Annotated in this window: 12 protein-coding genes; all 12 read right to left on the reverse strand. The window is 56.3% G+C overall.

Annotated elements, in window-relative coordinates; all coding sequences use genetic code 11:
- Positions 1-169 precede the first annotated feature (169 nt).
- The 12 genes from rbsK to gcvT all read right to left on the reverse strand — a co-directional run bounded on the left by rbsK (position 170) and on the right by gcvT (position 14,110).
- Positions 170-1,102, reverse strand: coding sequence for a ribokinase (gene rbsK / locus HGO41_RS16370; protein WP_037036693.1), 933 nt, complete (start codon positions 1,100-1,102; stop codon positions 170-172).
- Complete coding sequence (gene alsK, locus HGO41_RS16375; RefSeq protein WP_250981219.1) at positions 1,099-2,043, reverse strand: allose kinase; 945 nt, start codon at positions 2,041-2,043, stop codon at positions 1,099-1,101. Before alsK ends, rbsK begins: the two co-directional genes overlap by 4 nt.
- Before the next feature lie 15 nt (positions 2,044-2,058).
- On the reverse strand, positions 2,059-2,739 hold the full coding sequence (gene alsE, locus HGO41_RS16380) for a D-allulose 6-phosphate 3-epimerase (RefSeq protein ID WP_112288404.1): 681 nt from the start codon (positions 2,737-2,739) through the stop codon (positions 2,059-2,061).
- A 38-nt stretch (positions 2,740-2,777) separates the two neighbouring features.
- Positions 2,778-3,863 carry an ABC transporter permease gene (locus HGO41_RS16385; protein WP_112150865.1) on the reverse strand — a complete coding sequence of 362 codons (1,086 nt, stop codon included), beginning with the start codon at positions 3,861-3,863 and terminating at the stop codon, positions 2,778-2,780.
- An 11-nt stretch (positions 3,864-3,874) separates the two neighbouring features.
- Entirely contained in the window at positions 3,875-4,864 is a 990-nt protein-coding gene (locus tag HGO41_RS16390; RefSeq protein ID WP_250981220.1) for an ABC transporter permease, read from the reverse strand.
- A complete protein-coding gene (locus HGO41_RS16395; RefSeq protein ID WP_250981221.1) occupies positions 4,857-6,389 on the reverse strand; it encodes a sugar ABC transporter ATP-binding protein in 1,533 nt (510 codons plus the stop codon). Before HGO41_RS16395 ends, HGO41_RS16390 begins: the two co-directional genes overlap by 8 nt.
- A 2-nt stretch (positions 6,390-6,391) precedes the next feature.
- Complete coding sequence (locus tag HGO41_RS16400; RefSeq protein WP_013576778.1) at positions 6,392-7,378, reverse strand: substrate-binding domain-containing protein; 987 nt, start codon at positions 7,376-7,378, stop codon at positions 6,392-6,394.
- 18 nt (positions 7,379-7,396) lie between these two features.
- On the reverse strand, positions 7,397-8,254 hold the full coding sequence (locus HGO41_RS16405) for a DeoR/GlpR family DNA-binding transcription regulator (RefSeq protein WP_013576779.1): 858 nt from the start codon (positions 8,252-8,254) through the stop codon (positions 7,397-7,399).
- 331 nt (positions 8,255-8,585) lie between these two features.
- On the reverse strand, positions 8,586-9,329 hold the full coding sequence (locus HGO41_RS16410; protein WP_250981222.1) for an SDR family oxidoreductase: 744 nt from the start codon (positions 9,327-9,329) through the stop codon (positions 8,586-8,588).
- Between the two features lie 251 nt (positions 9,330-9,580).
- Positions 9,581-12,454, reverse strand: a complete 2,874-nt coding sequence (gcvP, locus tag HGO41_RS16415; RefSeq protein WP_250981223.1) for an aminomethyl-transferring glycine dehydrogenase — start codon at positions 12,452-12,454, stop codon at positions 9,581-9,583.
- A gap of 109 nt (positions 12,455-12,563) precedes the next feature.
- Positions 12,564-12,950, reverse strand: coding sequence for a glycine cleavage system protein GcvH (gene gcvH, locus HGO41_RS16420; RefSeq protein ID WP_013576782.1), 387 nt, complete (start codon positions 12,948-12,950; stop codon positions 12,564-12,566).
- Positions 12,951-13,012: 62 nt separating this feature from the next.
- Positions 13,013-14,110, reverse strand: a complete 1,098-nt coding sequence (gene gcvT / locus HGO41_RS16425) for a glycine cleavage system aminomethyltransferase GcvT (protein ID WP_241916965.1) — start codon at positions 14,108-14,110, stop codon at positions 13,013-13,015.
- Positions 14,111-14,415 lie beyond the last annotated feature (305 nt).

The following is a 14,415-nucleotide window of genomic DNA, read 5'->3' on the forward strand; positions in this document are numbered from 1 at the left end:
TCACCTGCGAAGGGGAGGGTTGGGGTGGGGTATTAAAGCAAAATCAAAAAGTTGAAGTGTGCTTTGACAGAAGGTATAAGCCCTTAAAACCCCCTCCCAACCTCCCCCTTCGCAGGGGGAGGAGTAAAGAAAAACCTGCAGCTTTCGCAGGAGCAAAAGAAAACCCGCTTCAAACCACCACAACCCCCATCCTCTCCCGCGCTTCTTCATACGTCGGCATCGATGCCGCCGCGCCTGCTCTTTCCACACATACAGAAGCATACGCGGATGCGAATTGTGCGGCTTCGGAGAGTGTGGCGCCGGCTGCGAGTTGGGAGGCCAGCGCGCCGTTGAAGGCGTCACCTGCGCCAGTGGTGTCGACCGGGGTCGCCGGACAGGCCTGGATAATCTGCGTTTCGCCGTTGACTGAAAGCAATGCGCCCTGCGTGCCCAGTGTGATGATCAGCGCCTGTATTCCTTTGGCGTGCAGCGCGTGGGCGGCGCGTTGGGCAGAGGGAATATCGCGGACTTCAATGCCGGTCAGCAGCGTGCACTCCGTGGCGTTCGGCGTCAGTAAATCGACCTGCGACAGCAGATGGTCGGACACCGGCTGGAACGGCGCGGGGTTGAGGATAATGTAGGTGTCATTTTCCTTCGCGATGCCGATCAGTTTTTCAATCGCAGGCAGATTATTTTCGAGCTGCGTCAGCAGGATATCAGCGGCGGCGACGGCCGGACGGCATTGTTCGACTTCTTCGTCGGTGACCGTCAGGTTGGCGCCCGGATCAACGGCAATCATGTTTTCGGCATCGGCTCCGGCGACATAAATCAGCGCGTTGCCGGTCGGGCATTCGCTGGTGGAGAACAACGTGACGGCGTCGAAACCGGCGCTGTCGAGATGGCGGCGGGCAAACATGCCGAAATCATCGCGACCAACTTTACCGATGTAATGCACCCGCGCACCGGCACGCAGTGCGGCGACCGCCTGGTTGGCGCCCTTGCCGCCCGCGCCCATCATGCTGTTGCGGGCAATCAGGGATTCTCCCGGTTTGGGGAAACGCGCCATGCCTGCGACGATATCGAGGTTGAAAGACCCAAATACGCATACCTTGCCTTTGTTCATGCCTCTCTCCTGAAGGAAAATGTTCCGGCGGCCAGAGCTGGCTGCGACGGAAAAACGCGCTGTGCGGCCAGACACGCGCCACGACAACCGGTCTCGTCGGTGACGGCGCTGAAATGAATGGTCAGACCGTTCGCCGGATACGGGCTGCGCAGATGGCTGCGTAACTGTTGTTCCAGTTCGGCCAGCGGGAAGTTTTCCATCGCCAGCACACCACCGCCCAGCACCAGATATTCGGGATCCAGAATGTTCATTTCGCTGGCGACGGTGCGCGCCAGACGTGCCACAAATTCAGTTAAATCCACATGCCCGGCATGACGTACAAACAGGTCAGCGAACGGCGTTTGCGGCGCATATTGCCGCGCCCAGCCGGTCAGCCAGTTGCCGGACGTCAGCGTCTCGACGCAGCCGGTTTTGCCGCACGGACAAAGCAACGGATTCCCCGCCAGCGGAATGTGCCCCAGTTCGCCCGCACCGCCGTGCGCGCCGTGGTAAAAATCACCGTGGATCCACAAACTGTTGCCCAGCCCGGTGCCGAGATACAGCCCGACGGCAACATCCGGCAATGCGCCATGCTGCATTAAATCCCACCACATCAGATGGTTAACGTCTTTGTCCATCGCCACCGGCAGGTGTAAACGTTGCGAGAGCAGCGCCGCTACCGGCTGATTATCCAGCGCGGAGATAAACGGCAGCGACAGCACGGTCTGGCGGTCGCGGGACAATATGCCCGGCAGCCCGAGCATCACCTGCGCCACCTGATTATGCGGGTCCTGTTCCTGCAAATACGCCGTGATCAGGTTTTCCAGCCCCTGTAACGGATCGGACTGCCCCGCCCAGCTTTGGGTCGGGGTTTTGTGGTAGCCGCGAAAATTTTGCTGGCTGTCCATCAGCATTAAACGGGTATTGGTGCCCCCGACATCCACTCCAAGAAAGTGCGGCATACGGCTCTCCTGCCCTCAGGCTGCGTGACGCGCCTGACGCATCTGATCGAGCATTTTGTCCCAGGCAACATCCAGATCGTTGTCCAGCGTGAACAGGCCGGAACTGCCGACGATCAGCACTTCCGCGCCCGCGCCCATCAGATCCTGATAGGTGCGCAGGTTGCAGGACCCGTCGATTTCGATCAGATAGCGGTAGCCTTTTTGCTGTTTGAGATCGCGCAGTTGCGCGATTTTCCCCAGCATTTCAGGGATAAACGGCTGACCGGCATAGCCCGGATCGACGGTCATCACGGTGATTTTATCCAGCAGATGAATGTAGTGCTGGATGTATTCCACCGGTGTCGCGGGGTTGAGCACCACGCCGACTTTTTTACCCAGCGAGCGGATCTGATTAATGATGCGGAACGCGTCGCGGTTAATGGTTTCGGCATGCGGACAAATAAAATCGGCACCGGCTTTGGCGATTGGCTCGATAAAGTCAGCCGGGTTTTCCACCATCATATGCACGTCCAGAACCAGCGGCGTATGCGGGCGGATCTGCTCAATAAAGAACGGCGACAGCGTGATGTTTTTGACGTAATGGCCATCCATGATGTCAATGTGCAGCATGTCGGCGCGACGGTTCAGCACCTCGAGTTGCTGTTTAATGTCGATCAGGCTCATGCACATCAGCGACGGAGAAATTTTGTATTCCATGATGTTTTCCTAAGTCAGAGGCAATTTTAAAAAAGTGTTTAAGGTTGAGCCGCCCGCGCTTTGGCAGCGCTCATTCGCCCTGCCCTTTTTTGCAGATAACGGCTGCGGAAGAATTTCAGCGCCAGCACCACAATCAGTACCGCGCCCCACATCGCCAGGCTGAAATGCGGGCTGACGTTCATCAGATTCAGGCCGGTGGAAATCACCTGCAGGACAATCAGCGAGAGCACCACGCCCGCGACTTTACCGAAACCCCCGTTGGGATCGGTACCGCCGAGGATGATGGCCAGCACCGTCAGCAGCAGATACGAGTCGCCGTAGCCCATGCGCGCCGAGTTGAAACGCGCCATCATGATGAGTCCGGCAATCACGCATAACATGCTGGAAATCACGTAGATGGCGATCAGTACACGGTGGGTATTCACGCCGCTGAAATGGGTGGCGTTAATGTTGCTGCCGCTCATGTAGATGTATTTACCGAGGCGGGTGCGTTCTAAAAACACCGCGATTAAGGCTGCAGTCAGCAGGAAGATAATCAGCGGAACCGGCACGCCGAGCAGGGTTTCCGCGCCGATAAAGCGCACGATGTCCGGCATACCGCTGATCGCCGCACCGCGTGAAAGGTAGATGCCGACGCCGTTCACCATGGTCATGGTCGCCAGCGTCACCAGAATCGGATGGGCGCCGACATACGCCACCAGCGCGCCGGTCAGCATGCCAATCACCAGCGCCAGAATCATTGCGCCGACCAGCGCCAGCGTCAGCCAGACCGCCTGCATCGCCATGCTGGCATCCGGCGGCAACCAGGTGAGAAACACCCACGCCATCAGTAAGCTGGTCAGGTTAGCGGTGGCGATAATGCACAGGTTCAGACCACCGCTGAGGATCGGGATAAACATCGCCAGCGTCAGTAAACCGAGTTCCGGCAGCTGGAAGGCGACGCTCATAAAGGTGGCGTCACTGAAGAAGCGCCCCGGCATCGCCAGGCTGAAACCGATGATCACCACCAGCAATAACAGCGATAATCCCAATGTCGTGCTATCTATTTTCAGGGAAGCGATTTTCAGGCGAGGCCGCGCATCGGGCTTCGCTTTAAGACTCACATTTCTGCTTTTTGCGAACATAGCGGTTTTCCTCAGGCGAAGCCGACTTCGGTTTCTTTGCGTTTCTTGTAATGGGTGACGGTGATGGCCGCGACGATCACCACGCCGATAACGATGTTCATGAAGTAACTGGAAACGCCGATCAGGTTGAGGCCGTTTTTCAGCACGCCAATCAGGAACACGCCCATCAGGGTGCCGACCACGCTGCCTTTGCCGCCGTGGAGACTGGCACCGCCGAGCACTGCCGCCGCCAGTACATCCAGCTCGCCGCCGACCAGTGCATTCGGCACCACTTCACCGACGCGATACACCTGCACCAGCCCGCCAATCGCCGCCATCGCGCCGAGATAACCGTAGGCAAACAGATGCAGCAAACCGACGCGGATACCGATACGGCGTGCGGATTCCTGGTCACCGCCGACCGCAAATAACTGGCGTCCGAGATGGGTTTTGTTAAGCAGGATCCAGCTCAGTCCGGCGACCACTAACATCACCACCACAGGCAACCCAATCTGATAATGCTGCTCGCCGACGCTGAACGGCAGCACACGGATTGGCGTCGTCAGCCAGTCCGGCAGGTCGTACAAACTGGTGCCGTTGGTCAGCCACATCAGCATGCCAAACAGCAGCGACTGCATACTGATGGTGACGATGATCGACACGATGCGCAGGCAGTAGATCAGAATCGCGTTGATCATCCCGAGCACCGTGCCGATGGCGACCGCCAGTAAAATGCTGCCGGTCGGGCTGCTCAGGCCGTAGTGAATCGCCAGCGTGGCGATGAGGTACTGCACGACAGAAGCCACGGCGGCGAACGAAATATCGATTCCGCCGGTGACCAGCACCACGAACAGGCCGAGGGCAAAGATACCGCTGACGGCGTAGCTTTCGGTCAGATCCAGCAGGTTCTGTAAAGTCAGAAACTGGTTGGTGAGTAAGGAAAAGGTGACGATCACCACCAGCAATACCCAGGCTAAATAACCTTCGTTGCTGGACGGGCGTAACCGGCTGAGCTTAAGCATTGACCGCCTCCGCAAGTTGTTGCTGGGTAATCGCGCCCGGCAGATATTCGCCAACCACCGTGCCTTCACTGAAATGCAGCACGCGGTCACAGTTGAAATAGACTTCCGGCACTTCGTCGGAAATCAGCAGGATAGAAATCCCCTCTTCCGCCAGTTGGTGGATCAGCTGATAAATGCTGGCTTTCGCGCCGACATCGACGCCGACCGTTGGCGAATCGAGGATCAGGATTTTCGGCTGCGTCAGTACCCATTTCGCGAGCACGATCTTTTGCTGATTGCCACCGGAAAGGGTGGAAATCGCCTGTTCGGGACTGGCGACTTTGACGCCGAGTTTTTCGATCCACTGCTGGATGATCTTGTTTTTGCGGTATTCGTCGATCAGATGAAAACGGCTGCGCAACTGATCCATGATCGCCAGCACGGTGTTGTCGCCCACCGATTGTTGCTGGATCAGGCCGAGCGTCAGGCGATCTTCCGACACATAACCGACGCCGGATTTGATCGCGTCTTCATGGCTGCGAAAACGCACCGGCTTGCTGTCGAGGTAGATTTTGCCGCTGTCGGGTTTGGTCATGCCGAACAGACTGAGTGCCAGTTCGGTGCGGCCGGAACCGAGCAGACCGCATAAACCGAGCACTTCTCCGGCATGCAGTTTGAAACTGACGTCGTGATACTGGCCTGCGCGGCTGAGTTTGTCGGTTTCCAGCATGATGCGTTCGTCATTCATGTTGGCGGCTTTCAGGCGGTAATCGAGTTTCAGGCCGGTCATCAGTTCGGTCAGGCGTTCGCTGCTGACTTCAGAGGCCGGGAATGTGCCGACCTTTTTGCCGTCACGGATCACCGTGACGCTGTCTGAAATCTCCAGCACTTCATCGAGGCGATGGCTGACGAACACCACGCTGATGCCTTTGCTTTTCAGATAATGCACGGTGCGCAGCAGCTGATTCACTTCGGTGCGGGTCAGCGAGGCCGTCGGCTCATCCATAATCACTAACCGCGCATCGGCGACCAGTGCACGGCAAATCGCCACCTGCTGGCGCTGGGCAATCGGCAGCGCCGAGACTTTGCTGTCGAGATCCAGCGTGTAATTCAGTTCGGTCAGAATGCGCTGCGCGGTTTCCCGCAGGCGCGACGGGCGATACCAGCCCATAAGCCCTTGTAAGTTGTGGTCGAAGGCGATGTTCTCGAACACGCTGAGGTTCGGGAACAGCGACAAGTCCTGATAAATCACCTGCACGCCAAACTGACGTGCCTGATCCGGAGAGAGTTTGCTGAAACTCTGGCTGCCCTGCGACGGCGAGCTGAGCGTGATCTGGCAACCGTTGTCCGGCTGATAAACCCCCGAGATCACTTTGATCAACGTACTTTTCCCGCAGCCGTTGGTGCCCGCCAGGCAGTGAACTTCGCCCTGCATCAGCTGCAGGGAAATGTCGTTGAGTGCACGCTGCCCGCCAAACGTCACCGACAGGTTTTGCACATCAATCAGCGGCGCGTTCTCTGTTTGAATGATCTCGGAGATTGCCATGATTACAGCCCCATTTTGACCAGTTTCGGCAGGTTCGCTTTGTCCAGGCTTTCGGTTTCGTTGCCCAGAATGGTGTGCGTTGCTTCATCGACTTTCACTTTGCCCATGCCTTCAATGGTCATGCCGTCAGTGATTTTTTCGCCTTTCTCCAGCTTCTCGGCGATGCGCACAAAGACTTCACCCGCGACCATCGGGTTCCAGATAAAGCCGCCTTTGATGGCCCCGGCTTTCACCAGACTGGCGCCCTGACCCGGACTGAATGGCCCGAACACACAGATGTCGTCAGTTTTGCCACGGTTAAGCACCGCGCGGCCTGCGCCAATCGGGCCTTGCGAGCCGATCGCCAGAATGCCTTTCAGGTTGGCGTCTTTGGACATCAGGTCGTTGGTGGTACGGATGCTGTCATCAAGGGATTCGCCGACACCAAATTTGTCGCCGACCAGATGCATATCCGGATAATGTTCTTTCTGGTAATTGATGGCGGCATCAGCCCATTTCTGATGGAGCGGCACGGTAAGACTTCCGACATACACCGCATAGTCGCCTTTCTCTTTCATACACTGCGCCAGCGCGATCATGTGATTAATGCCGTGCTGCGTGGCATCGACCATTTCGAAATCCCAGTCGGCATATTTCTGATCCGGCGATTCATGCACGATGACTTTGATCCCGGCGTCGTGAGCGCGTTTCAGTACCGGCTCCAGCACGCGGGCGTCGTTGGGCACCACGCCGATCACATCCACTTTCTGGGCGATCAGATCTTCAATCGCACGCACCTGCAACGCCGGATCCGCACTGGTCGGCCCGACCTGCCACGCGTCGATCCCGCGTTTGGCCGCTTCGCTTTTGATCCCGGCTTCCATCGCGTTGAACCAGGCATTACCGCCGACTTTCACCACCACGCCCATGCGAATTTTGTCGGCGGCGTGCGCAGACAGGGACAACATGGCTGTGGCGAACAGGCAGGCAAGAACGGATTTCTTGATCATGTTTACTCTCCTGGGAGGTCAGTTATGTGCCGCAGCTAACGGGCCGTTGCGGCTGTTTTTAGTTTTTTTCTGTAGGGGTGACGGAGAAACTTCAATCACGTTAACGTTGCTCCAGGCCAGTTCCTGGCGGAATTCTTCATCCTCCAGATGGTCTGTTATCAGTGTGTCGATTTCCCGGTAGTGGCAGATCCGCGCAAAAGAGCGGCGGCCGAATTTGCTGGAGTCAGCCAGCAAAATTTTGTGCTCGGAGGAAAGCAGCATTTGCTGTTTCAGCCGTGCGTGATGCTCGTTACTTTCACGGATACCGCCTTCGTGGCTGATGCCGTGACAGGAGAAAAACAGTTTGTTGATGACGAACTCTTTCAGCATTTGTTCGGCCAGCACACCGACAAAATCTTCGTATTTCGCCGAGTATTCACCGCCCAGTCCGATCACCCGCACGTTAGCTTTCACCGCCAGCGTCTGGATGATGTGCACCGAGTTGGTCAGCACCACCAGCTGAATGTCAGGCAACTGGCGCGCCAGAAACCAGCTGCTGGAACTGCTGTCGAGCAGCAGGCAATCGCCGGGATTGATCAGCTGTAACGCCCGTTTGGCGATACGCGTTTTGCTGTCCGGCGACTGATTGCTGCGGTCACGAAAGGATTCACCCTGTTCAATCTGCGACGGCACATAGGTTTTTTCTGCCGCCGAATGTTCTTTAAACACCGCGCCGCCATGGCTGCGTAACAGCACGCCACGCTTTTCCAGCAGCGCCAGATCCCGCCGCGCGGTTTCCAGCGAGATGCGGCATAACTGCGCCACTTCCTGCACAAGAATGCGTCCGCGCTGGCTGAGAATTTCGGTGATATATCGATGTCGCTCTACTGGCAGCATGTGGTGATTCCTCTTTCCCGATGTCAAATAGGATACGCAGCCGGATGTTTATGGAATGCGCAGTGCCTCAAAGGCGACTGTGCGCATTTTTTGCCACAATCGTCCTGTGATAGTTGTCACGAAAAGGTGAGAAAAGATGAAATGTTAAAGTTTGGATCTGTGGTGGGAGCGGCATTAAATCGTCATTTGCGTTGCAACAGAACAGCAACAGATTTGCAAACGGTCACAATTCCTCGTGCAATTTAATGACCGTTAATGACCGGTTGTGTGGATTTGACCGTTTTGGGGGAGTGAACGGGGAGCGAACCCCGCTATCAATGATTTACGCTGACTATCTGCCGCCAGCCAGATCGAGAAAGCTGCCGGTGGCGTAAGAGGCGGAATCCGACAGCAACCAGGCAATCGCCTGTGCGACTTCTTCCGGCTGACCGCCGCGCTGCATCGGCAGATTGGCTTTCACGCGATCGACCCGCCCCGGCTCACCGCCACTGGCGTGCATTTCGGTGTAGATCAGACCCGGACGCACACAGTTAACGCGGATACCGTACGCCGCCACTTCCAGCGCCAGACCGGTTGTCAGGGTATCCACCGCACCTTTCGATGCCGCGTAATCGGCATATTCACCCGGCGCACCTAAACGGGCAGCCGCCGAGGACACATTCACAATCGCCCCGCCTTTTCCGCCATGCCGGTGTGACATGATTTTCACCGCCTCACGGCAGCACAGGAAATACCCGGTTACGTTAGTAGACAGCACTTTGTTGATACGTGCAGCAGAGAGATTTTCAATGGTGGTCTGCTGGAACAAAATCCCGGCATTATTCACCAGCGCGGTGATCGGGCCGAGTTCGTTGCTCAGCTGTTTGAACATCGCGACAACCTGCGCTTCATCGGAAATATCAGCCTTCAGCGCGATGGCTTTGCCACCGGCCTGATGGATTTCATCGATAACAGATTGGGCTGCGGTTTCGTTATTCACGTAATTCACACCGACGGCGTAACCCTGCTGCGCAAGAAGAAGAGCCGTTGCACGGCCGATACCGCGACTGCCGCCGGTGACGAGAGCGATTTTCATGAGTGTAAGATTCCATTGGGGGGAAATGAGGAAAGTGTAGGAGAAACAGAAAGAAAGGGGAATTTGGCTTAGCTCCTCCCCCTGCGAAGGGGGAGGTTGGGAGGGGGTTTTAAGGGCTAACACCCGGCAAAAGCATACTTCAACTTATTGATTTTACTTTAATACCCCACCCCAACCCTCCCCTTCGCAGGGGAGGGAGCAGCCCGAGTTTTTTACTCCTCACCCTTCTCAGCGAGGAGCAGATCGGCGTCTTACTCGTAATCTGACATCGGTACACACGAACAGAACAAATTCCTGTCCCCGTACACGTCATCCAGACGTTTCACCGTCGGCCAGTACTTGTTGTCGTAACCGGCCGGGAATACCGCCACTTCGCGGGTGTACGGATGGTTCCAGTCGCTGACCAGCTCGTTCTGCACGTGCGGTGCATTCACCAGCGGGTTGTCTGCCAGCGGCCATTCGCCTTGCGCCACGCGGTCGATTTCACTGCGGATTGCCAGCAGCGCATCAATGAAGCGATCCAGTTCCACTTTGCTTTCTGATTCGGTTGGTTCAACCATCAGCGTACCGGCCACCGGGAAGGACATGGTCGGGGCATGGAATCCGTAGTCGATCAGACGCTTGGCGATATCCATTTCACTGATACCGGTCGTCTCTTTCAGCGGACGAATATCCAGAATGCATTCGTGCGCCACACGACCATCACGGCCGGTATACAGCACCGGATACGCGTCTTTCAGACGGGTCGCGATGTAGTTCGCATTCAGAATTGCCACCTGGCTGGCTTGTTTCAGACCTTCCGCGCCCATCATGCGGATATACATCCAGCTGATTGGCAGGATGGAAGCACTGCCGAACGGTGCCGCAGAAACCGCGCCGTTTTGCGTCAGCACGCCGTCAATCTGCACCACGCTGTGACCCGGAACGAACGGCGCCAGATGCGCTTTCACACCAATCGGGCCCATGCCAGGACCGCCGCCGCCGTGCGGGATACAGAAAGTTTTATGCAGGTTAAGGTGCGAGACGTCCGCGCCGATGTAACCCGGCGTGGTAATGCCGACCTGTGCGTTCATGTTCGCGCCGTCGAGGTAAACCTGACCGCCGTACTGATGCACAATCTGGCAAACTTCGCGGATAGTTTCTTCGTAAACGCCGTGCGTTGACGGGTACGTCACCATGATACAAGACAGCTCATCGCCCGCTTTCGCCGCTTTCTCACGCAGGTCGCTCAGGTCGATGTTGCCCTGTTTATCACACGCAACCACTACGACGGTCATGCTCGCCATCTGCGCGGAAGCCGGGTTGGTGCCGTGCGCTGAACTTGGGATCAGGCAGATGTGACGACCGCTTTCGTTACGGCTTTCGTGGTAACGACGGATGGCCAGCAGACCCGCGTATTCGCCCTGCGCGCCGGAGTTTGGCTGCATGCAAACTGCGTCGTAACCGGTAAGCTGAACCAGCCATTGTGACAGCTGACCAATCATCTGCTGATAACCGCCAGCCTGTTCTGTCGGACAGAACGGGTGCAGATCGGCAAATTCCGGCCAGGTAATCGGGATCATTTCTGCCGCAGCGTTCAGTTTCATGGTGCAGGAACCCAGCGGGATCATGGCCTGATTCAGCGCCAGATCTTTTTTCTCCAGACGGTGCATATAACGCATCATCTCGGTTTCGCTGTGGTACTGGTTGAATACCGGATGGGTCAGGATCGGATCCACACGCAGCATAGCAGCAGGAATGGAGTTGCTGTCGGTCGATGCCGCCTTGTCCAGTTTGTCGATATCCAGACCGTTGTCGTCACCCAGCAGGGCAGCGAACAGAACCTGAACGTCTTCGCGGGACGTGGCTTCGTCGAGGGTGATACCGACTGCGCCGTGAATGTCAGTACGCAGGTTCAGACCGAAACTCAGCGCGCGTTCCAGCACGGCGGCTTTGTCTTTGACTTCAACAGTCAGCGTGTCAAACCAGGTGTTATGACGCAGCGTCAGGCCACCCTGTTTCAGGCCAGCGGCCAGAATGTCGGTCAGACGGTGAATACGTGACGCAATGCGTTTCAGGCCTTCAGGGCCGTGGAATACCGCATACAGACTGGCAATATTCGCCAGTAAAACCTGCGAGGTACAAATGTTGGAGTTGGCTTTTTCGCGGCGGATATGTTGCTCGCGGGTCTGCATCGCCATACGCAGTGCAGTTTTGCCTGCGGCATCACGGGAAACCCCGATGATACGGCCCGGCATGGAACGTTTGAATTCGTCTACACAGGCGAAGAATGCCGCGTGCGGACCACCGTAGCCCATCGGCACACCAAAGCGTTGCGCGGAACCGAAGACCACGTCTGCGCCCTGCTTGCCCGGTGCAGCCAGCAGCACCAGCGCCATAATGTCAGCGGCGACGCTGGTAATAATTTTGCGGGATTTCAGTTCGCCCAGCAGCGCGGTGTAATCGTGAACTTCACCGGTGGTGCCAACCTGCTGCAACAGCACGCCGAACACGCCTTCCAGCTCGAGCACTTTTTCGGCTTTATCAACGATGATGTCAAAACCGAAGGTTTCCGCACGGGTACGCACCACATCCAGCGTTTGCGGATGCACGTCGTCTGCCACGAAGAAACGGTTGGCGTCTTTGAGTTTGCTGGCACGTTTTGCCAGCGCCATCGCTTCGGCAGCGGCAGTCGCTTCATCAAGCAAAGAAGCAGAAGCCAGATCCAGCCCCGTTAAGTCTAAAGTCAGTTGCTGGAAGTTCAGCAATGCTTCAAGACGGCCCTGAGACACTTCCGGCTGATACGGCGTATACGCGGTATACCAGCCCGGATTTTCCAGCATATTGCGCAGGATAACCGGCGGCGTCAGCACCGCGCTGTAACCCATACCGATGTAGGATTTATAGCGTTGATTCTGGCTGGCAATGGCTTTCAGCTCAGCCAGCGCCTGATGTTCCGTGACGGCATCACCGACAGCCGGCGGGCCAGGTAACTGGATATCGACCGGAACGATCTGCTGGATCAGCGCATTTAAAGAATCCGCACCGACCGTTTCCAGCATCTGTTGCTGCTGCTGAGAAGACGGACCGATGTGGCGGCCGATAAAGGCTTCGCTGTGTTCGAGTTGGCTGAGAGTCTGAGTCATTTGCTACGCATTCCTGAAATCTGCTGGAGGTGTCTTGGGATACTGACAAAAGCTACGGGTCGGGATCTGCCCCGCAAGCGGGTTGCGGGGCGGGTAATGCAATGTGTAATTACTCGTCGATGGAAGCTGAGTAGGCTTGTGCATCAAGCAGCTTAGCCAGTTCGCTTTCGTCTGACGCTTTAATCTGGAACAGGAAACCGGTGCCGTATGGCTCGCTGTTGACCAGCTCCGGAGAACCTTCCAGTTCGCCGTTAACTGCAACGATTTCGCCGCTAATTGGAGAGTAAATATCTGACGCCGCTTTGACGGATTCAGCCACTGCGCAATCTTCACCGGCGGCAACTTCACGGCCGACTTCTGGCAGATCAACGAAAACCATATCGCCCAGTAACTCCTGTGCGTGTTCGGTGATGCCTACGGTATAAACGCCGTTGCCTTCTGAACGTATCCACTCGTGGGAGGATGCGTATTTCAAATCTGCTGGAACATTGCTCATGTTACTTTCTCCAAAAAAGTGCTTAATTCAGCGTTAACCGGATAATTTTTATCACGAATTCGTTACTGCACCAGCGGTTTGCCGTTACGGACAAAACCGGGTTTGGTGACTTTTACCGGCATTTCACGGTTGCGGATCTGCACAATGGCATTTTCGCCAATGCCTGCCGGAACGCGTGCCAGTGCAATACTGTAGCCCAGCGTCGGAGAGAATGACCCGCTGGTGATCACGCCTTCCAGCGTGTTGCCCGCGCTGTCGGTGAATCGCACCGGCAGTTCGTTACGCAATACGCCTTTCTCGGTCATCACCAGGCCGACCAGCTGTTCGGTGCCCTGCTCGCGCTGTCTTTCCAGTGCGTCACGGCCAATAAAGTGACGGTCTTCAGGCGCCCACGCGATGGTCCAGCCCATGTTGGCCGCCAGCGGTGAAACGCCTTCGTCCATTTCCTGACCGTAGAGATTCATGCCAGCTTCCAGACGCAGCGTGTCGCGCGCGCCCAGACCGGCGGGTTTCACGCCTGCGGCCAGCAATTTCTGCCAGAAATCCGCCACCTGCTCTTGCGGCAGCGCGATTTCATAACCCGCTTCGCCGGTATAACCGGTGGTGGCGATAAACAGATCGCCCGCCTGAACGCCAAAGAACGGCTTCATGCCCGCGACCGCTTGTTTTTGCCCGGCGGTAAACAAGGTTTCCGCTTTTTCTTTCGCCTGCGGCCCCTGTACAGCGACCAGCGCCAGATCATCACGCACCGTCAGTTCAACAGCGTACGGTTCTGCATGCTGCGAAATCCATGCCAGATCTTTCTCGCGGGTAGCGGAGTTAACCACCAGACGGAAATAATTTTCGTTGAGGAAGTAAACAATCAGGTCGTCGATCACGCCACCGGACGCATTGAGCATACCGGTATAGAGCGCTTTGCCGGGAACGGTGAGTTTGACGACATCGTTCGCCAGCAGGTAACGGAGGAATTCCCGGGTACGGGCACCGTGGAGATCGACAATGGTCATGTGCGAGACGTCAAACATACCGGCATCCTGACGCACGATGTGGTGTTCATCCAGTTGGGAGCCGTAATGCAGAGGCATCATCCAGCCGTGGAAATCGACCATACGCGCACCGCACGCAACATGTTGTTCATAAAGCTGAGTCTGCTTAACCATCTTATTCCTCATGACGAAAAGGCTGCCTGAAAGTTGAAAATGACAGGGAGCGCAAACGATACCCTTTACTCGAACTTACCACTGAATCTCCCTGCTAACCATAAGTTAAAATATGCAGAGCAGAATGAATGTCAGTGATCTCACAAGGGCATTGTGCAGAGTTTTTGACTGGTAAACTGGGGTTTGTGGCGCAAAATCTACAAATAAACATCAAAAGTATCGATGTTATATAACGACAAGGCCGGATTTCTCACCATTTGCAGAATGAGAAATCCGGCCCCGGATTAGAAAATGTAATGGAAAAA

It is taken from the genome of Rahnella sp. CG8 (genome assembly GCF_023701875.1).
Lineage (GTDB): Bacteria > Pseudomonadota > Gammaproteobacteria > Enterobacterales > Enterobacteriaceae > Rahnella > Rahnella aceris.